Below are 18,856 nucleotides of genomic sequence, written 5' to 3'. Positions count from 1 at the left end.
CTGCCGAGTGCGGGGCCGACAGACCCCCTCATTTCGACGGCCACCGGGGTGACCGTGCCCCGTACCCTTGACCCCGATGAGACGCCGTACGCCGCCCCCGCCCGCCCCGCTCCCCCAGCGCGAGGGCGTGGACCCCGTCCGCGTACGGCTGCCCGTGGACGGGGCGTGGGCCACCGTGCGCGAGCATCTGGTGGAGCGGCTGACGGGGGCCCCGCCCGGGGTGGTCGAGTCGATGTTCGCCGCCGGGCTGGTGGTCGGGGCCGACGGGCGGGCCGTGCCGCCCGACGCGCCGTACCGGCCGGGGATGTTCGTCTGGTTCCACCGCGAGCTGCCCGCCGAGGTAGCGGTGCCGTTCCCGGTGGAGGTGGTGTACCGGGACGACCACATCGTGGTGGCCGACAAGCCGCACTTCCTGGCCACGACCCCGCGTGGTTCGCATGTCGCCGAGACCGCGCTGGCCCGGCTCCGGCGTGAGCTGGGCATCCCGACGCTGACGGCGGCGCACCGCCTGGACCGGCTCACCGCCGGGCTGGTGCTGTTCACGGTACGGCCCGAGGAGCGGGGCGCGTACCAGTCGCTGTTCCGCGACCGGCGGGTGCGCAAGGAGTACGAGGCCGTGGCGCCGTACGATCCCGCGCTCGCCCTGCCCCGGACCGTGCGCAGCAGGATCGTGAAGGAGCGCGGGGTGCCGGCCGCGCGGGAGGTGCCGGGCGAGCCGAACGCGGAGACGCGGGTGGAACTGATCGGACACCGGTCCGGGCTCGGCCGCTACCGGCTCGTGCCGACCACCGGGCAGACCCACCAGCTCCGGGTGCACCTGACCGCGCTGGGCGTGCCCATCCTCGGCGACCCGCTGTACCCCGAGGTGACCGCCCCGGTACCGGCCGGCGACTTCCGCCGCCCCCTGCAACTGCTCGCGCGAAGGCTGGAGTTCACCGACCCGGTCACCGGCACGGAACACACGCTCACCAGCACCCGCGCCCTCCGCGCGTGGACCTCGCCGGAGGCTTGGGCGGACGGGACCTAGCCCCGGCGGGGAGAAGCGACCCCACCGGACGGCGCCGAGGACACAGGACGGCCGGGACCTCACCGGCCACCTGCCGGAGAGAGCCGCTCCCGCCCCACGTGCCCCGGCGGGGAGAACCGACCCTCACCGGACGACGCCGACGACACAGGACGGCCGGGACCTCACCGGCCACCTGCCGGAGAGAGCCGCTCCCTCCCCACGTGCCCCGGCGGGGAGAACCGACCCTCACCGGACGACGCCGACCTCACCGGACGGCGCCGACCTCACAGGAGACGGGCCGACCCTTACCGGAGACGAGTCGGCCCCACCGGACACGGACCGACCCCACGGTCACGGTCGACCCAGCGGTCACGGCCTTCCTCACCGGACACGGCCGACCCCACCGGTCACGGCCTTCCTCACCGGACACGGCCGACCCCACCGGTCACGGCTCACCCCACCGGACGGGCCAACCCCACCGAAGACGGACCGACCCCGCCGGACACGGGCCGACCCTCACCGAACGACCCCGACCCCACCAGAGACGAGCCGACCCCCACCAGACACGGGACCCCGCCGGACGGGCCGGCCCCGCCTGGCAGGGCCGGCGTCGCAGGAGGGCGTCGGTCCGCCGGGCGTGCCCAGGGAGCGGAGTCATCCCAGCCCGACAGAGCCACGCCGGGAGGGGCCGGGCGCGGCACCCACCCCCATCGGAGCAGGAGCCGCCGGGGGCGGCGGCCCCGGTGTCACTCTCCGCGCCACCAGTGCAGCAGTCGGCCCCACAGGCCCCGGGGCCGGCGCGGTTCCGGGGCCGGAGGGGTGGGGGCCGGGGCGAAGGACGCGCGGGCGGGTGCCGGGGCCGGCTCGGCGGCCGGGGCCGGGTCGCTGCTCAGGGTGCCGATCTGCCAGCCGGAGCGCTGCGGCGGGACGGGCATGGCCCGCGGCGGCATGTCGACGTCCTGCTGCGGCTTCGGTTCGAAGCGCACCGGCAGGGCCACCAGGTGCCGGGAGGCGATGGACGACCGCCAGCGCAGGTCCTCCTCGGCGCAGTCGAGCTGGATGTCGGACAGCCTCGTGAGCAGCGCGTCGACGCCGACGTCGGCGATGGCGCGGCCGATGTCCTGGCCGGGGCACTCGTGCGGGCCGCCGCCGAAGGCGAGATGGGCGCGGTTGCCCTGCATGCTCGCGGACAGGTCGGGCCGCACCCGCGGGTCGACGTTGCCCGGCGCGGGCGCGAAGAGCAGCCCGTCGCCCTTGCGGATCTGCCGGCCGCCCAGCTCGGTGTCCTGCTTGGCGTAGTAGCCGAAGACCGTGCTGAAAGGCGGCTCGTCCCACAGGGACTGCTCGATCGCCTCGGGCACGGTCATCTGGCCGCCGTTGAGCTGGGCCCGGAACCCCGGCTCGGTGAGGACCATGCGCAACGCGTTGGCGAGGAGGTTCGCGGTGGCCTCGTAGGCGGCGAAGAGGACGACCCGCAGGTGTTCGCGGACCTCGTCGTCGCTGAGCCCGGCGGGGTGGGTGAGGAGGTGGCTGGTGAAGTCGTCCTCGGGCCGGGCGCGCCGCCGGGTGGTGAGCCGGCTGAGCGCGTCCATGACGTAGGTGTGGCTCTGGATGGCGGTCTCGGTGCCCTTGAGCGCGTCACGGGCGGCCTGCACCATCCGGTCGTTGTACTCCTCGGGCATGCCGAGGATCTCGCACATCACGGCCATCGGAAGATGTTCGGCGAACTGGCCGACCAGCTCGGCCCGGCCGCGCTCGCAGAAGCTGTTGACCAGGATCTGGGTGTAGCGGCCGATGTGCCGGCGCACCCCGCGGTGGTCGATGGTCTCCATGGCCGCGGTGACCGCGCCGCGCAGCCGCTTGTGCTCCTCGCCCTCGGCGTGGGAGCAGATGGGCTGCCAGGCGATGTGCGGCATGAGCGGGTGGTCGGGCTTGACCATGCCCTCGCGCAGCGGGGTCCAGATCCGGCTGTCGCGGGTGAACTGCGAGGGGTTGCGCACCAGTTGGAGGTTCTCGGCGTGGCCGAGGACCACCCACATCGGTACGTCGTCGTGGAGCAGCACGGGCGCCACGGGGCCGTGCTCGTCCCGCAGGCGCTCGTAGAGGTCGCCGAGGTCATCGGCGTCGGGGCCGTAGAGCCGGCGCGGCCCGGCGGGGCCGAGGCCGTGCGCGGGGCAGCCCGGTGGCGGACCGGAGAGGGTGTCGGGTGTCCCGGTCGGTGAGGGGGATTCAGGCGTCACAGTGGTCGCTCCGGAACGGAAGGGTCGGGTTCGGTGGGCTGCCGGTCAGGTGAGGGCGCCGGACATGGCGAGGGAGTGCAGGAAGCTCATCAGGGTCATCAGCACGTCCTTGCTGGAGGCCCGGCGGCGCACGTCGCAATCGATGATCGGGATGTCCGGGCCCAGGTCCAGGGCGGTGCGCAGTTCCTCGATCGGGTAACGGGGCGCGTCGGGGAAGGAGTTGACGGCGACGACGAAGGGCACGCCGCCCTCCTCCAGCCGGCCCATGACGTCGAAGCTGACCTCCAGGCGCCGGGTGTCGACCAGGACGACCGCGCCGAGCGCGCCTTCGAACAGGCCGTTCCACAGGAACCAGAAGCGCTCCTGGCCGGGGGTGCCGAAGAGGTAGAGCACCAGTTTCTCGGTGATGCTGATCCGGCCGAAGTCCATGGCCACGGTGGTGGCCGTCTTCGATTCGGAGCCGTAGTCGTCGTCGATGCCGATGCCGGCCTGGGTCATGGTCTCCTCGGTGGTCAGCGGTCTGATCTCGCTGACGGAACCGACCATGGTGGTCTTGCCGACGCCGAAGCCGCCCACGATCACGATCTTCACCGCGGCCTGCGCGGTATGCGGCAGGTGGTCCTCGGTGCGCGGGCCGGGGAGGGTGTCAGAGCCTTTGGAGTCCATGCATCACCGCTTCGAGGAGTGAACGGTCGGGGAGCGCCTGGCGGGCGATGGGGGCGCGCGCCTGCACCAGTTCGGCCGTGATCAGCTCGGTGAGCAGGATGGTCATCGTGCTGAACGGCAGTCGGAGGTAGGCCGACAGCTCCGCCACGGACAGGGGGGCCTTGCAGAGCCGGAGCACTGCCGCCTGCTCCGGGGTGGCGGAGACCGGGGGCGCGGAGCGTGCCACGATCAAGGTCACCAGGTCGAGTTCGGCGCGAGCGCCGTCGCCGGACCCGGCGACGGAGTACAGCCGTTCCGGGTTGTCGCCCGGCCCCTTGGCCTCCGCCGCCTCCGCCGCCTCCGGCGACAGAGGTGGCGGGGGCTGCGGCAGCCGCGGGGGCCGCGGGGCGGGCGGGGGCTGCGGCCGGCGCCGCGTGCGTCGTGGAGGTGTCATACGGTCTGCCCGTTCCGCCGGGGCGGACTGGTGAGATGGGCGCCGATCCGGACGACGAGGTCGCGCATCATGCCGCTCATCCGCCCCGGTTCGCACGTCACGTCGGAGAGCACGGCGAGGTAGGCGTTGGGGCCGGCGTTCATGAGGTAGAAGTAGCCGCCGTCGATCTCGAACACGACGGTCTTCATGTCGCCGGCGCCCGGCAGCTCCTGGACGATGGCGCCGGCCAGGCTCTGCACGCCCGCGCAGGCGGCGGCGACCCGGTCGGCGGCGTCGGGGTCGCCGCCGTAGCGGGCGATGCGCAGGCCGTCGGCGGACAGGACCACGATCATCTCGATGCCCGGCACGCCGTCGTTCAGCTGCTTGAGCATCCAGTCCAGGTTGCCTCGCTGCTGGATCACTGGGAGTCCCCCTCGTCGTCGGCCTCGGTGGCGCCCTGGACGGGGTCGGCCGAATCTTTGAGCAGATGCACGTACTTGGTGGGGTGGAGCGTGAAGTCGGTCAGTTCGTGGGTGGGGGTGTCCGGGGGCATGCCCTCGCGCAGACCGTCCCAGAAGGCCTCCATCCACATGCCCGGCGGCCGTTCCATGAGCTTCTTGCGCTCGGGGTCCATCTCGGGCTCGGGTTCCGGTTCCGCCTTCTTCTGGGACCAGATGGTCGGCCGGCCCTCGCGTTCGGCGCGTTCGATGGCGGCCTGTTCGGCGTACCGCTGGCTGAGCGGGGTCTTCACCCGGCTGCGGCGCTGCGGCAGGCCTCCCGCGGTCCACTCGGTGACCTCGGGGACGTCGTCCTCCAGCGAGATGCCGGCGGGGATCTTGGGGCTGGTGGGGCGGCGCTTCTTGGGCGGGCGCTTGGGGCCCTCGACGGCGTCCGCGGTGGGGATCTGGGCGGCGGCGGCCCCGATGCCGTGCGCGGCGCCGACGCCGGGTTCGGTGGTCGTCATGACGCGCGGCACCACGAGGATCGCGCGGACACCGCCGTACGCGGAGGAGCGCAGCGAGACGTCCATGTCGAACCGCTTGCAGAGGCGGCCGACGACGGCGAGGCCGAGGCGCGGGTTCTCGCCGAGGTTGTGCGCGTCCTCGCCGTTCTTGGCGTCCTCGATCATCCGCTCGATGCGGGCGCGGGACTCCTCGCTGAGGCTGACGCCGCAGTCCTCGATCTCGATGACGACGCCTGTCTGCACCTCGACGGCGGTGACGTGCACCTTGGTCGACGGCGGCGAGTAGCGCGTGGCGTTGTCGAGGAGTTCGGCGGCGGCGTGGATGACCGGCTCGACCGCGGTTCCCTTGATGTTGATGTTGACGATGGAGGCGAGGTTGATGCGGCGGTACTCCAGGATCCGGGACATCGCGCCGCGCAGCACGCTGTAGAGGGAGACCGGCTTGGGCCACTGGCGGCCGGGCCGGCCGCCGCCGAGGACGGAGATGGTGTCGGCGAGCCGGCCGATCAGCGAGGTGCCGTGGTCGATGCGGAGCAGGTCGTCGAAGACCTCCGGGTTGCGGCCGTGGTCCTCCTCCATCTCGCGCAGTTCGTAGGCCTGCTGGTGGACGATGGCCTGGACGCGGCGGGCGACGCTCACGAAGGAGCGCTCGGTGGCGTCGCGCATCGAGATCTCCTGGTCGGCGCCGCGCAGCGCGATGCGCACCAGTTCGCGGTAGCCCTCGGGCAGGCCGCGCAGTTCGGGATCCGCGTCGAACACGTCGCGTACGACGTCCCGGAGCACCTGGCCGCGCCGCAGCCGGTAGAAGCCGGCGGGCAGGACGTCGGTGGCGAAGCGCTCCATCAGATCGTTGTGCGCGGCGATCCGCTGCTCCAGGTACGCGGCGTGACGGGCGTGTTCGGCCCGCGCCTCGCGGAGCAGACGGCCGCGCCGGGCGGCTTCCCCGGCGGTGCCGAGTACCAGCAGCACGGCCAGTGCTCCGCACACGCCGACGGCGAGCCGGGCCGTGGGCGGTACCAGGGCGACGGCGGCCCCGGCCGCCGCGGCCATCACTGTGGCCGGTGGCAACAGCACACGCGCATAGGGACGTTCACGGCGACCGGGAGGCTTCTGAACACTCACCATGGATGCCTTCTGAGACGAATCGGCTGGGTGTCGGGGGTGCTTGCGGGGGGAAGGTACACGGAACTGTCGGGATGTATGTCACATTGGGGAACAGGCGCACGATTTACCTCAACTCGGTGCGCCGCGGGCGAGCTTAGTCCGACCGGATCATCGCCGTGTCATATTCGGCGAGCACCTGAAATCGCCCCGCGAGGGGAGTACTCTCAACTCCTTTTACACGTGGAGCTTTTACTCGCACACGATGAGTAACGGCGCACGGGCGTACGAAAGTCACTCACCGTACGGAGTGAAAAGGGGACCGTGGCCGCACCTCGGCGGCCACGGTCCCCGTTCCCTTCGCCGTGACCGCCATGACCCGGTCACGGCGAGCACGAGCCGATGCTCTGCCTGCTGCCGCCGGGCGCCGGGCGCCGACAGGCCACCACGCGTGCCCGGGCAGCCCGCAGGTGCGCGACGCGGTGATCCCGGCCGTGGGCAGGGCGACGCCGTCCGGTACGACGGCGAGGCTGCCGGCGGCACCGCGCCCCCGCCCCCGGCACGAAGGCGACGACCCGCGCGCCCGCTTCCGGGCGCCTACATCTCGCTCGACCGGGTCGGGGCGGAGGCGGGCACCGGGTCGGGGCGGAGGCGGGCGTGGGCAAGGGCACGGTCTTCCGGCGCTTCGGCAACCGGCCGGGTCTGCCGCCTTCCTGGATGCGCCGGCCGCGTCGGCGGGCCGCGACGCCACCCTCACAGCGGAGGCTTGCGCGCACGCGGTGCTGAGCGCCTGCGGGCCCGGTGAACGCCCGCCGGGCCCGGACCGCCTGGCGAGAACGGTCCGAGCCCTTGCCGGACAGGTCACCCCACGGACGAGTAGGCGACCACACCCCGCAGCAACTGATCGACAGCCTTGCGCGCGGCCTTGGCCACGGTCGATCCCTCCGCGGGAGCCGCCGCGGAGATCTGCCCGAGCACGTCGATGACCTGCTTGCACCACCGCACGAAGTCCCCGGCCGGCATCTCCGCCTCCCGCAGCACCTCGTCGAGCCCCTTGCCGGACGCCCACATGTACGCGGCCCAGGCGAACCCGAGATCCGGCTCCCGCTGCCCGACGCCCTCGCTCTGGTGGATCCGGAACTCCTCCTCCAGCCCGTCGAGCCGGCCCCAGATCCGGACCATCTCGCCGAGCGCGGCCTTGGCCTTGCCGGAGGGCAGCTTCGGCGCCATCGCGTCGTCGCCGACCCGGGCCTCGTACACCAACGCCGAGACGCAGGCGGCGAGTTCGGCGGGGGCCAGCCCCTCCCAGACCCGCTCGCGCAGGCACTCGCTGGCCAGGAGGTCCAGTTCGCCGTAGAGCCGCGCGAGCCGCTTGCCGTGCTCGGTGACCTCGTCACCGCGCAGATAGTCCAGCTCGGTCAGCAGGCCCACGATCCGGTCGAAGGTCCGCGCGATGGTGTTGGTACGGCCCTCGATACGCCGCTCCAGCTGCGAGGTGTCCCGCAGCAGCCGGTGGTAGCGCTCGGCCCAACGGGCGTGGTCCTCACGGTCGTTGCACCCGTGGCAGGGATGTGCCCGGATCGCCGTCCGCAGCCGCGCGATCTCCCGGTCGTCGGCGGCCTGGGACCGCTTCTTGCGCGCCCGCTCCGGCGGGATGTGCCCGGCCTTGGTCCGCAGCGCGGAGGCGAGGTCCCGACGGGACTGCGGCGAGCGCGGGTTGAAGTTCTTCGGGATCCGCATCCGGTCCAGCGGCTCCACCGGCACCGGGAAGTCCATCGACGCCAGCCGCTTGACCTGCCGTTCGGCGGTCAGCACCAGCGGACGCGGCCCGTCGTGGTGGTCGAAGCCGCGGTGGCCGTTGGACCGGCCCGCGGGCAGACCCGGGTCCAGGACCAGGGCGAGGCCCGCGTACTTGCCGGTGGGCACATGGATGACGTCGCCCGGCTTCAGCTTCTCCAGAGCGACGGCGGCCTCGGCACGCCGCTCGTTCGCGCCCTGCCGGGCCAGCTCGGTCTCCCGGTCCTTCAGCTCGCGGCGCAGCCGCGCGTACTCCTCGAAGTCGCCGAGGTGACAGGTCATCGAGGCCTTGTAACCGGCCAGCCCCTCCTCGTTGCGCTGCACCTGACGCGAGATGCCCACGACCGACTTGTCGGCCTGGAACTGGGCGAAGGAGGTCTCCAGCAGCTCGCGCGAGCGGTGCCGGCCGAACTGCTCGACCAGGTTGACCGCCATGTTGTACGACGGCTTGAAGCTGGAGCGCAGCGGGTACGTGCGCGTGCCCGCGAGACCGGCGAGGTGCTCGGGGCTCATGCCGCGCTGCCACAGCACCACGGCGTGGCCCTCGACGTCGATGCCCCGGCGGCCTGCCCGGCCGGTCAGCTGGGTGTACTCACCGGGTGTGATGTCGGCGTGCTGCTCGCCGTTCCACTTGACGAGCTTCTCCAGCACCACCGAGCGCGCGGGCATGTTGATGCCGAGCGCGAGGGTCTCGGTGGCGAACACCGCCTTGACCAGGCCGCGGACGAACAGCTCCTCCACGACCTCCTTGAAGGTCGGCAGCATGCCCGCGTGGTGGGCGGCGATGCCGCGCTCCAGGCCCTCCAGCCATTCGTAGTAGCCGAGGACGTGCAGGTCCTCCGTCGGGATGGAGGCGGTGCGCTCCTCGACCAGGGCGCGGACCTGCTCCCGCGCCTCCTCGTCGTTGAGTCTCAGGCCCGCGTACAGGCACTGCTGGACGGCGGCCTCGCAGGCGGCGCGGCTGAAGATGAAGGTGATGGCCGGGAGCAGGCCCTCGGAGTCGAGCCGCTCGATGACCTCGGGGCGGCCCGGGGTCCACACGCGCGAGCGCTGTCTGCGCTCGCGCTCCCGGTCGGCCTCGCGCATCGCCCGGCCGCGCCTGCGGTCCTGGTACGACGGCCGGGTGGCCTCCATGCGGGCCAGCCGGACCAGATCGGGGTTGACGGCCTTCTTGTGGCCCTCGCCCTCCTCGAACAGGTCGTACATCCGGCGCCCGGCGAGCACGTGCTGGAACAGCGGCACGGGCCGGTGCTCGGAGACGATCACCTCGGTGTCGCCGCGGACGGTGTCCAGCCAGTCACCGAACTCCTCCGCGTTGGACACGGTGGCGGAGAGCGAGACCAGGGTCACCGACTCGGGCAGGTGGATGATCACCTCTTCCCAGACGGCGCCGCGGAAGCGGTCGGAGAGGTAGTGCACCTCGTCCATGACCACATAGCCGAGGCCGAGGAGGGTCTGCGAGCCGGCGTAGAGCATGTTCCGGAGCACCTCGGTGGTCATCACGACCACCGGGGCGTCGGAGTTCACGCTGTTGTCGCCGGTGAGCAGGCCCACCTTCCCTGTGCCGTAGCGGCGGCAGAGGTCGGCGTACTTCTGGTTGGACAGCGCCTTGATGGGTGTCGTGTAGAAGCACTTCTTGCCCTGCTGCAGGGCGAGGTGGACGGCGAACTCGCCCACGATCGTCTTGCCCGAGCCGGTGGGGGCGGCCACCAGAACGCCCTTCCCCGCTTCGAGCGCCTGGCAGGCCTCGATCTGGAAGGGGTCGAGGCCGAAGTCGTACATCTCGCGGAAGGAGGCGAGCGCGGTGGCCTGCTCGGCTGCCCGCCTGCGGGCTGCCGCGTACCGCTCGGCCGGTGAGAGGTGCTCTGTCATCGTACTTTCGAGCGTACCGGGCCCCACTGACAACAGGACGATCATTATCCGGATCACCCTCCGGACGACAGCCGGAGGGTAAGAAGTCCGGAAGAAACACGACGGACGGCCGGTGAGACACGGATGCCCCCGTCCTCGGGGGCGGGGGCATCGCGTGGCGGCTCGGTGAGGGCTCAGGTCACGTCGTCGTATCCGTTGACCCGGTCGGTGCTCGCCTGCTCGGGCAGGGCCCGGGTGGCCGAGACGGGCTCGACGTCGCCGATGTCCTCGGGCGTGAGGTCCAGCTCGGAGGCCTCGTCGTCGGCGGGGCCCGCGGCCTCGCGACGGCGCCGGCGCCTGTCGTTGAGCAGCGAGAAGGCGACCGCGCCGAAGTACAGCACCCAGATCGGCCCGGCGAGGGCCAGCATGGACAGCGGGTCGGTGCTCGGGGTGGCCACGGCCGCGAAGACCGTGATGCCGAGGATCATGGCGCGCCACCAGCCGAGCATGCGCCGGCCGGTCAGCACCCCGGTGAGGTTGAGCATGATCAGCAGCAGCGGCAGCTCGAAGGAGAGACCGAAGACGAGCACCATGCGGGTGACCAGCTGGAGCAGGTCGTCGAGCGGCAGGAAGTTCCTGATGGACCCGCTCGGCGTGAAGTCGATCAGCACCTTCGCGGTGGTGGGCAGCACCTTGTACGCGAAGAAGGCACCACCGAAGAACAGCGGGGCGCCGGTGAAGACGAAGGCGTAGGCGTACTTCTTCTCGTGCCGGTGCAGACCCGGCGCGACGAAGGCCCACAGCTGGTACAGCCAGATCGGCGAGGCCAGCACGACACCCGCCGTCAGGGAGACCTGGAGGGCCAGCGTGAACGGGGCGAGGAGACCGTTGATCGTGATCTCCGCGCACTGGTGCTTGCCGCCGGCCTTCGCCAGCTCCTCGAAGGTCTCCGGGCAACCGATCGAGTCGAGGATGGGCCTCGTCAGGAAGTTGATGATGTCGTTGTAGAAGAAGGCGGCGACGACCGTCACGACGACGATGGCCAGCATGGCCTTCGCAAGCCGGTTGCGGAGCTCACGAAGGTGATCCGCGAGGGGCATCCGCCCCTCGGGATCCTTCTCCTTGTTGCGGGCAGGCTTGAGCAACCCACGTCCTCATCTCGTGCGGCAGGCCGGGGTTTTCCGGCCGTGCGTCAGCGCTGGGTGGTGTCCGTCGGCTCGTTGACCGGCCGCGAGCTGGTCACGTCACCGGGGGCCGCCTGGATGGTGCGCTGCGCCGGAGGCTGCTCGCCCGTGGTGGGCGCCTGGGCGGACGCGTTGCCGCCCTCTTCCTTCATCGCCTTGGCCTCGCTCTTGAGGATGCGCGCGGACTTGCCGAGCGAGCGGGCCATGTCCGGAAGCTTCTTCGCGCCGAACAGCAGGATGATGACGACGAGGATGAGAATGATCTCGGGAGCTCCGAGCCTTCCGAACATAAGTCTTTACCTTCTCACCGAGGCGGCTGGGTGGGGTGCTGTCCGACCAGTCGGACATGTGTCCGATGGTCGTGCTGGCAGCGATCGTAACGCTCAGGGGTAAACGTGAGGCAATCCCCGTGCGTACTCCCGGTCCACGGTGCTGGCCTCGTTCTCCACACCGCGACCAGCAGCGTACCTGTCCCACAGGGCAGCATGACAGGGCGAAGTGACGCAAAGCGCTTGCGGCGCCGGTCTCACAGGCACCGCTCGGCGCCGCTCACAGCGCGTCCACAGCGCGGGCCGCCCGCACGGTCGCCCGCTCCAGATCCTCGGCGGCCCTGTTGATACGGCGCGCGGAGTCCGCGACCTGCTCCCCGAGACGCCGCGCCTCCAGGAACACCCGCACGGCGAGCACCCCCAGGACGGCGATACCCAGGAAACCCATCGCTACCGCGAACATCGGCCAGAACATGACGCCGAGCCTAGACCGTCCGCCGACGCGGAGCGCAGGGGGCTACACCGTGGAGTGCAGCCGCAGGGTCCTGACCCCGCCGCCGGTGAGCAGCTCGACGATCCGCTCCCCGGCGGGCTTGCGGACGGCGGCGCCGCAGTCGGGGCAGGTGAAGGAGTAGAACGTCGTCCGGCTGCTGGCGCCGATGGCGAGGCGCAGCGCGCCGGCGGCGAGTTCGAAGCGACCGCGGCAGTCCGGGCAGCCGGCCCTGAACATCACCGGGACCGCTCTTCTCATGCCGGCGAAGGCGGTCGCCGCCGTCATCTCACCCGCACGCTCGCTCACAGGCCTCGCTCCTTCTTCTGGTCGTTCGCCAGGTGCGCCGCTGGGAGTGCCGCTTTGTGCCGTTTCGCGTCCGCGGCGCCATGGGGGCCGGTCGCGCAGTTCGCCGCGCCCCTACGGGCGCGTCTCACTGCCCGCGGCCTGCCGGCCGCTCCGTGTCGTACGCCGCCAATGCCTCCGTCGCCGCTCTCCGGGCGCTTTCGGCCAGCTCCGGCGGGGAGACGATCCGGCCGTCGCGGCCGAGGCGCAGGGCGAGCCGGCGCAGCGAGGCCGGGTCGGGGGTGCGCAGAGTGATACGCAGCCCGCCGTCGGGAAGCTCATCGGCGCTGTCGTGCGGGTAGTACTCGGCGACCCAGCGGCCACCGGGGCCGACCTCGACCACGACCTCGGGGTCCTCGGCGGCCGGCTGCACCAGCGCCTCGGAGAGGTCGCGCAGTTCTATCTCGGGCGGCGCCGAGGGCGCGTCGAGGATCCTGATCTCGGCGACCCGGTCGAGGCGGAAGGTGCGCCGTGCCTCGGAGCGGCGGCACCAGGCCTCCACATAGGTGTGGCCGACGCTGACCAGGCGGATCGGGTCGATCTCGCGCTCGGTGACCTCGTCCCGGGCCGGGGAGTAGTAGCGGATCCACAGCCGGCGGCGCTCGGAGATCGCCCGGTCGACGTCGGCGAAGACGCCGCCCTCGGACTCGAAGGTCACCGACAGCCGGGAGCTGGCACCGGCGGCCTCGCCGGCCGCGGTCTCCACCTTGGCGGTGGCCCGCAGCAGGGCCTGCCGGTCGCTCTCCCTGAGACCGGGCAGGGTCGACACCGCTCGGGCGGCGACCAGCAGCGCGGTGGCCTCGTCGGCGGCGAGCCGGAGCGGTTCGGCCGCTTCCTCGCCGAGCGCGGCCGGGTTGTGCCACCAGATGCGCTCGCCGTCGGTGTCGATGTCCAGCAGGTCGCCGCCGCGGAAGCTCGTGCCGCACATGGGCAGCAGATCGAGGTCGGCGACCAGCTCGTCCTCGGTGATGCCGAAGGCGCGCGCGACATCGGCGATCCGGGCGCCGGGGCGCTCTCTCAGATACGTCACCAGGGAGAGCATCCGCCGCGTCTGATCGATGGCGTTGACGGTCCTGGCCGGTTTGACTGCCACAGTCCTGCTCCCCCCTCAGCCCTTGGCCACGGCGCGCAGCCGGTCGACCACGTCGGCCCGCAGCTCGGCCGGCTCCAGGACGACCACGTCTGGTCCGAACTCCACCAGCCAGGCGTCCAGGCCGTGCCCGTACGGAATCTCCAACTCGTCCCAGCCGTCGCCGAGTTCCCGGACCTCGGTGGCCTTCGCCCGAAGGGGGTAACCGGCGCCGGAGCGCAGCCGGATCAGCGCCGAGCGGTCGGCGATCTCACCGGCCCAGCCCGCGACGGTCTCGCGCACGGTGACGACGTCCGGCACGGGCGCGGTGAAGCCCGTACCCCGGGAGCGGACCTTGCCGGTGATCCGGGAGAGCCGGAAGACGCGCTCGGCGCCCCGGTCGCGGTCGAAGCCGGCCAGGTACCAGTGGCCGCGCCAGCACTCCAGCGCCCATGGCTCGACGTGCCGGGGCTCGGGGCGGGCGGCGGAGGCCTTGCGGTACTCGAAGACCACCGGGCGGCGGTCGCGGCAGGCCAGCATCAGCGGCTCGAAGGCGGCCTCGTGCACCGGGATGCGCGGCTCCAGGGCGCCGTGCGCCTCGTACGGGTCGACGTCCTCGGGGAGCCCGGCGGCGCGCAGCTTCTGCAGGGCGCCGCTGGCGGCCCCGGCCAGCCGGGCCTGCTGCCAGACCTTGGCGGCGAGGCCGAGGGCGGCGGCCTCCTCGGCGTCCAGGGTGATGGGGGGCAGGCGGTTGCTGTCGCGGCGGGCGAGGTAGCCGACCTCGCCGTCGAGGTTCTCGACGGTCTCGATGACCAGGCCCAGTTCCCGCAGGTCGTCCTTGTCCCGCTCGAACATGCGGTTGAAGGAGTCGTCACTGCCCGCTTCCAGGTAGGCCTCGATGGACTCGCGCAGCTCCCGCTTGCTGAGCGGCCGCCGCGTCCCGAGCAGACACAGCGCGAGGTTCATCAGCCGCTCGGCCTTGGCAATGGCCATCGACGCCCTTCGCCTTCCCTATGGTGCTTCTGACCGATGACCGTACCGCTCCGCGGGGCGGTGACAAAAGCCGAGGGCCCATGCCCGAGCAGGCATGGGCCCCAGGTGATCGGTTCCGGTCGGAACCGGCCGGTCGACCGGGCGTGGATCAGACGCCGAGCAGGTCGACCACGAAGATGAGGGTCTCGCCGGGCTTGATCGCCGGGGTCGGGCTCTGGTTGCCGTAGGCGAGGTGGGCGGGGATGGTCAGCTGGCGGCGGCCACCGACCTTCATGCCCTGCACGCCCTGGTCCCAGCCCTTGATGACCCGGCCGGCGCCCAGCGGGAAGCGGAACGGGGTGCCACGGTTCCAGCTGGCGTCGAACTCCTCGCCGGTGCTGAAGGCGACGCCCACGTAGTGGACGGTGACGTTCTGGCCCGCCTGCGCGACCGGTCCGTCGCCCTCCCAGATGTCCTTGATCTCCAGGTCCGCCGGGGGCTCGCCGCCCGGGAAGTCGATCTCGGGCTTCTCGATGCTCACGTCAAAAGCTCCTGCTTGTGTACGACACGAAACGTGGACAGTCTTTCATCATCGCGGGCCTCCCGCCCGCCCCGGGCGTCCCGGGCGCTACATCGCCGCGAGGATGTCCACGGTGAACACGAGGGTGGCACCCTTCTTGATCACTCCGCCGCTCGGCGGGTTGTCGCCGTAGCCCAGCTCCGGCGGGATCACGATCAGGACCCGGCTGCCGACCTTCTTGCCGGTCAGGCCCTGGGCGAGGCCCTTGACCGCCTGCTGCATCTGCTCCAGCGAGAACTGGCTGAGCCGGCCGGAGCCGTACGTCCGCTGGAAGGTCTTGCCGCCGTCCCAGACCAGGCCCTGGAACTGGCACAGGACCGTCTGGTCGGCCTTCAGCTCGGGACCGTCGCCCTCCAGGACGTACTCCGACACGAGCTTCTTCGGCGGGTCGGTCCGGGGGACGGTGACCTTGGGCACCTGGCCGTCGGTGTTGGTGGCCACCTTCGGCAGGGCGGCGTCGTTCTGCGGGACGGGCGTGCCCTTGGCGGAGCTCTTGGAGTTGAACGACTCGATCAGGTCGATGACGAAGACCAGGGTGTCGGTGCCCTTGATGCCCGCCTGCGCGTTGCCCTCCTTGCCGTAGCCCCAGGTGGGCGGGACGGCGATCTGGACGCGGCTGCCGGTCTTCCTGCCCGCGAGGCCGTACCGCCAGCCGTCGATGATGCTGCCCTGGGCGAGCTGCATGACCAGGGGGCGCTTGCGGTCGTAGGAGTTGTCGAAGACCTTGGCCGTGCTCCAGATCTGGCCGAGATAGTTCGCCTGGATGAAGTCGTTCTCCGCGATCGTGCGGCCACTGCCCGCGATCAGCGTCTTCACCGCGAGGTTCTTCGACGGGTCGCCCGGCCCCTTGGCGACGGTCGGCTTCTCGCCGAACTTCGCGCCCGCCGTGACCGCCGGCAGCGGCCCGTCCACGATCTTGGGCGGGGGCGCGGACGACGCCGAGGCCGACGGTGAGGCGCCGGTCTTGCTGGAGTCGGACGTGTCGTCACCGCATCCGGCGAGTGTGACCAGTCCTGCGGGAACGGCGGCGAGGAGGAGTGAGCGTCGGCGCACGGAAGAGCCTCGTAATCGGTCGATCTTGCGGATGGCGTGCGCGCAACTCTACGACTTGAGAAGGGCGCCGTACGGGAAACGTACGGCGCCCGTGTGGCGTTCCGGCATTTCGGTGCCGGAACGCTTGACCCACCTTGCGGTGACTACATTCCGGCGATGAGCTTCTCCACCCGGTCGTCCACCGAACGGAACGGGTCCTTGCACAACACGGTCCGCTGCGCCTGGTCGTTGAGCTTGAGGTGCACCCAGTCGACCGTGAAGTCCCTGCGCTGTTCCTGTGCCCGCCGGATGAAGTCGCCGCGCAGCCGGGCACGAGTGGTCTGCGGGGGAACCGACTTGCCTTCGAAGATCTTCAAATCGTTGCAGATCCGGGCGGCTTGGCCCTTCTTCTCCAGCAGGTAGTACAGGCCACGACGGCGGTGGATGTCGTGGTAGGCGAGGTCTATCTGGGCGACCCGCGGGTGCGACATCGTCATGTTGTGCTTGGCCCGGTACCGCTCGATGAGCTTGTACTTCATGACCCAGTCGATCTCGGTCTCGATGCGGTCGAGTTCCTCGTTCTCGATCGCTTCGAGGGTGCGGCCCCACAGGTCCAGGACCTGCGCGACCGTGCCGGTGCGGATGCCCCGGCGGTCGCAGAAGTCCACGGCCTTGTCGAAGTACTCGCGCTGCACCTCCAGCGCGGAGGCCTCCCGGCCACTGGCCAGGCGCACCTTGCGCCGGCCGGTGATGTCGTGGCTGACCTCGCGGATCGCCCGGATCGGGTTCTCCAGGGTGAGGTCGCGCATCACGGTGCCGGCCTCGATCATGCGCAGCACCAGGTCGGTGGCGCCGACCTTGAGCAGCATCGTCGTCTCGGACATGTTCGAGTCGCCGACGATGACGTGCAGCCGGCGGTAGCGCTCGGCGTCCGCGTGGGGTTCGTCGCGGGTGTTGATGATGGGCCGGGAGCGGGTCGTCGCCGAGGAGACGCCCTCCCAGATGTGCTCCGCGCGCTGGCTGACGCAGTAGACGGCGCCGCGCGGGGTCTGGAGCACCTTGCCGGCGCCGCACAGCAGCTGCCGGGTGACGAGGAAGGGGATGAGGATGTCCGCGAGCCGGGAGAACTCCCCGTGCCGGGCCACCAGGTAGTTCTCGTGGCAGCCGTAGGAGTTGCCCGCCGAGTCGGTGTTGTTCTTGAAGAGGTAGACGTCGCCTGCGATTCCCTCCTCGTGCAGGCGTCGTTCCGCGTCCACCAGGAGTCCTTCGAGAATGCGCTCGCCGGCCTTGTCGTGGGTGACCAGTTCGATCACGTTGTCACATTCGGGGGTCGCGTATTCCGGATGTGAGCCCACGTCGAGATAGAGCCGGGCGCCGTTTCGCAGAAAGACATTGCTGCTGCGGCCCCATGACACGACACGGCGGAAGAGGTACCGCGCCACCTCGTCAGGAGACAGGCGGCGCTGTCCCCTGAACGTGCACGTGACGCCGTACTCGTTCTCCAGCCCGAAAATGCGGCGGTCCATGAGGGAACATTACGCCCGATCCCCCGAGCTGAAACGGGGTTCGGCAGCACGATTTGGATCATTTTCCGATGAAGCCGCAACGATCCCGCCCCGCGCGGGAGCTGCGAGGACCCGTCCGGTGGCGAGCAGGACCAGCAGCGACACGGCCCCGGCGGCACCCGGCAGCGTGAACCCCCACAGGGTGCCACCGGCCTGGACCACCGGCCCGGCCAGGCCCGTTCCGGCCGAGGCGCCCACGGTGAACGTCGTCACCAGCCAGGAGAACGCCTCGGTGACGGTGCCCCTCGGCGCGTGCCGGTCGACGATGATGAACGCGCAGGCGATGCAGGGCGCCAGGAACACACCGGCGACCACGCTGAGCAACACCATGGCCACCGCGCCCGGCATCAGCATCAGCGGCAGGTAACACACCGCCAGAAGGGCCACCAGCACTCTGAGTCGCCGTTCGGGTGCGCCGGCCCACGCGCGGGCGCCGTAGACGGTGCCGCCGGCCAGCGCCCCGAGGCCCAGTCCGGCCATCAGCCAGCCGTACACCGCGTCGCCGCCGTGACCGTCCGCGTACGACACCGAGGCGACCGTGATGGAGCCCATCGCGATGCCCACGAACAGGAGGGCGGCGAGCAGCGCGAGCAGGCCCGGCGAGCGCAGGGCGCCCAGCCAGTGGGCCTCGCGCGGGGCCGAGCGCCACGCGCGCGAGGGCGGGGAGAGGACGACGGAGAGCGCGCCGAGCACGCCCACCAGGTTGAGCGCGAGCAGGGCGGCGCGCTCGTCCCACAGGGCCGCGCACACGGTCACCAGCAGCGGGCCGACGGTGAACATGACCTCCTGCGCGATGGCGTCCATGGCGTACGCGGTGTGCACCTGTTCCTCACGGCCCAGCACAGACGGCCACAGGGCGCGCAGGCCGCCCTCCAGGGGCGGGGTGAACAGGCCGGCCGCCGCGACGGCCGCGTAGGCGAGCGCCAGCGGCGCGGTGCCGGAGAAGGCGAAGAGGGCCATGGCGAGGGCGGCGAGGACGGCCGCGGGCAGCTGCACGCACGGCTGGCCGTACAGGTCCACGAGGCGGCCCAGCACGGGCTGGCCGATGGCGTTGGCGACGCCGTACACGGCGGCCAGGGCGCCGGCGAGGCTGTAGGTGCCGCCCTCGGCGCGGACGAAGAGCACCAGGGCGATGGCGGCGGTGGCGTTGGGCAGCCGGCCCACCAGGGTGCCGGTGAGCAGCCGCAGGGCGTGCCTCGCCTTCAGGATGTCCAGGTATCCCGTGGCCATGTGCTGCCCTCCGTGGCTCACCGGGACGCCGTGACGGCCCGAGGTGTTACGTATAACGTCCTTCTTCATACGTACCATGTGCG

The 18,856-nt window shown here is 71.4% G+C and carries 17 protein-coding genes; 1 reads left to right on the top strand and 16 read right to left on the bottom strand.

Features of this window, described 5'->3' with window-relative positions; all coding sequences use genetic code 11:
- Positions 1 to 76: 76 nt before the first annotated feature.
- On the top strand, positions 77 to 1,027 hold the full coding sequence (locus AB0L21_RS20370) for an RluA family pseudouridine synthase (RefSeq protein WP_365785463.1): 951 nt from the start codon (positions 77 to 79) through the stop codon (positions 1,025 to 1,027).
- Positions 1,028 to 1,752: 725 nt separating this feature from the next.
- On the opposite strand, the gene AB0L21_RS20365 is transcribed toward AB0L21_RS20370, so the two are convergent.
- The 16 genes from AB0L21_RS20365 to AB0L21_RS20290 all read right to left on the bottom strand — a co-directional run bounded on the left by AB0L21_RS20365 (position 1,753) and on the right by AB0L21_RS20290 (position 18,773).
- Complete coding sequence (locus AB0L21_RS20365; protein WP_365785461.1) at positions 1,753 to 3,246, bottom strand: cytochrome P450; 1,494 nt, start codon at positions 3,244 to 3,246, stop codon at positions 1,753 to 1,755.
- Positions 3,247 to 3,291: 45 nt separating this feature from the next.
- The gene (locus AB0L21_RS20360; RefSeq protein WP_365703908.1) at positions 3,292 to 3,912 is read right to left on the bottom strand and encodes an ATP/GTP-binding protein; all 621 of its coding nucleotides are present in this window, start codon (positions 3,910 to 3,912) and stop codon (positions 3,292 to 3,294) included.
- Complete coding sequence (locus tag AB0L21_RS20355) at positions 3,893 to 4,345, bottom strand: DUF742 domain-containing protein (RefSeq protein WP_365703906.1); 453 nt, start codon at positions 4,343 to 4,345, stop codon at positions 3,893 to 3,895. Before AB0L21_RS20355 ends, AB0L21_RS20360 begins: the two co-directional genes overlap by 20 nt.
- Entirely contained in the window at positions 4,342 to 4,746 is a 405-nt protein-coding gene (locus AB0L21_RS20350; RefSeq protein ID WP_014671672.1) for a roadblock/LC7 domain-containing protein, read from the bottom strand. The genes AB0L21_RS20355 and AB0L21_RS20350 overlap by 4 nt, the downstream gene beginning before the upstream one ends.
- Positions 4,743 to 6,413 (bottom strand): ATP-binding protein, encoded by a 1,671-nt coding sequence (locus AB0L21_RS20345; protein WP_365785459.1) that lies wholly within the window; start codon positions 6,411 to 6,413, stop codon positions 4,743 to 4,745. Before AB0L21_RS20345 ends, AB0L21_RS20350 begins: the two co-directional genes overlap by 4 nt.
- Positions 6,414 to 7,250: 837 nt before the next feature.
- Positions 7,251 to 10,103, bottom strand: coding sequence for a DEAD/DEAH box helicase (locus tag AB0L21_RS20340; RefSeq protein ID WP_365785457.1), 2,853 nt, complete (start codon positions 10,101 to 10,103; stop codon positions 7,251 to 7,253).
- 128 nt (positions 10,104 to 10,231) lie between these two features.
- Positions 10,232 to 11,182, bottom strand: coding sequence for a twin-arginine translocase subunit TatC (gene tatC / locus AB0L21_RS20335; protein WP_365703900.1), 951 nt, complete (start codon positions 11,180 to 11,182; stop codon positions 10,232 to 10,234).
- A 47-nt stretch (positions 11,183 to 11,229) separates the two neighbouring features.
- Entirely contained in the window at positions 11,230 to 11,511 is a 282-nt protein-coding gene (gene tatA / locus AB0L21_RS20330; protein WP_103812401.1) for a Sec-independent protein translocase subunit TatA, read from the bottom strand.
- Positions 11,512 to 11,770: 259 nt separating this feature from the next.
- Positions 11,771 to 11,965 (bottom strand): hypothetical protein, encoded by a 195-nt coding sequence (locus tag AB0L21_RS20325; protein WP_356342149.1) that lies wholly within the window; start codon positions 11,963 to 11,965, stop codon positions 11,771 to 11,773.
- A gap of 42 nt (positions 11,966 to 12,007) precedes the next feature.
- Positions 12,008 to 12,268 carry a hypothetical protein gene (locus AB0L21_RS20320; RefSeq protein WP_171160135.1) on the bottom strand — a complete coding sequence of 87 codons (261 nt, stop codon included), beginning with the start codon at positions 12,266 to 12,268 and terminating at the stop codon, positions 12,008 to 12,010.
- A gap of 145 nt (positions 12,269 to 12,413) precedes the next feature.
- On the bottom strand, positions 12,414 to 13,418 hold the full coding sequence (locus tag AB0L21_RS20315) for a WYL domain-containing protein (protein WP_365785455.1): 1,005 nt from the start codon (positions 13,416 to 13,418) through the stop codon (positions 12,414 to 12,416).
- Positions 13,419 to 13,433: 15 nt separating this feature from the next.
- Positions 13,434 to 14,387 (bottom strand): WYL domain-containing protein, encoded by a 954-nt coding sequence (locus tag AB0L21_RS20310; RefSeq protein WP_365703895.1) that lies wholly within the window; start codon positions 14,385 to 14,387, stop codon positions 13,434 to 13,436.
- 148 nt (positions 14,388 to 14,535) lie between these two features.
- A complete protein-coding gene (locus tag AB0L21_RS20305) occupies positions 14,536 to 14,907 on the bottom strand; it encodes an FKBP-type peptidyl-prolyl cis-trans isomerase (protein WP_030654003.1) in 372 nt (123 codons plus the stop codon).
- A gap of 87 nt (positions 14,908 to 14,994) precedes the next feature.
- On the bottom strand, positions 14,995 to 15,999 hold the full coding sequence (locus tag AB0L21_RS20300) for an FKBP-type peptidyl-prolyl cis-trans isomerase (protein WP_365703893.1): 1,005 nt from the start codon (positions 15,997 to 15,999) through the stop codon (positions 14,995 to 14,997).
- Between the two features lie 143 nt (positions 16,000 to 16,142).
- Complete coding sequence (gene pafA, locus AB0L21_RS20295; RefSeq protein ID WP_365703891.1) at positions 16,143 to 17,504, bottom strand: Pup--protein ligase; 1,362 nt, start codon at positions 17,502 to 17,504, stop codon at positions 16,143 to 16,145.
- Positions 17,505 to 17,513: 9 nt separating this feature from the next.
- Positions 17,514 to 18,773 (bottom strand): MFS transporter, encoded by a 1,260-nt coding sequence (locus AB0L21_RS20290; RefSeq protein WP_365785454.1) that lies wholly within the window; start codon positions 18,771 to 18,773, stop codon positions 17,514 to 17,516.
- Positions 18,774 to 18,856: the final 83 nt, after the last annotated feature.

Source organism: Streptomyces sp. NPDC052721, assembly GCF_040678315.1.
Taxonomy (GTDB): Bacteria; Actinomycetota; Actinomycetes; order Streptomycetales; family Streptomycetaceae; genus Streptomyces.
Note: the sequence above shows the minus strand (reverse complement) of the source record. Positions and strands in the feature narration are given on the sequence as shown.

Coding starts and splice junctions, on each gene's coding strand:
- tatA (WP_103812401.1), bottom strand. CDS start 11,511: ATGTTCGGAAGGCTCGGAGCTCCCGAGATCATTCTCATCCTCGTCGTC.
- AB0L21_RS20360 (WP_365703908.1), bottom strand. CDS start 3,912: ATGGACTCCAAAGGCTCTGACACCCTCCCCGGCCCGCGCACCGAGGAC.
- AB0L21_RS20355 (WP_365703906.1), bottom strand. CDS start 4,345: ATGACACCTCCACGACGCACGCGGCGCCGGCCGCAGCCCCCGCCCGCC.
- AB0L21_RS20310 (WP_365703895.1), bottom strand. CDS start 14,387: ATGGCCATTGCCAAGGCCGAGCGGCTGATGAACCTCGCGCTGTGTCTG.
- AB0L21_RS20370 (WP_365785463.1), top strand. CDS start 77: ATGAGACGCCGTACGCCGCCCCCGCCCGCCCCGCTCCCCCAGCGCGAG.
- AB0L21_RS20345 (WP_365785459.1), bottom strand. CDS start 6,413: ATGGTGAGTGTTCAGAAGCCTCCCGGTCGCCGTGAACGTCCCTATGCG.
- AB0L21_RS20290 (WP_365785454.1), bottom strand. CDS start 18,773: ATGGCCACGGGATACCTGGACATCCTGAAGGCGAGGCACGCCCTGCGG.
- AB0L21_RS20325 (WP_356342149.1), bottom strand. CDS start 11,965: ATGTTCTGGCCGATGTTCGCGGTAGCGATGGGTTTCCTGGGTATCGCC.
- AB0L21_RS20320 (WP_171160135.1), bottom strand. CDS start 12,268: ATGACGGCGGCGACCGCCTTCGCCGGCATGAGAAGAGCGGTCCCGGTG.
- AB0L21_RS20340 (WP_365785457.1), bottom strand. CDS start 10,103: ATGATCGTCCTGTTGTCAGTGGGGCCCGGTACGCTCGAAAGTACGATG.
- pafA (WP_365703891.1), bottom strand. CDS start 17,504: ATGGACCGCCGCATTTTCGGGCTGGAGAACGAGTACGGCGTCACGTGC.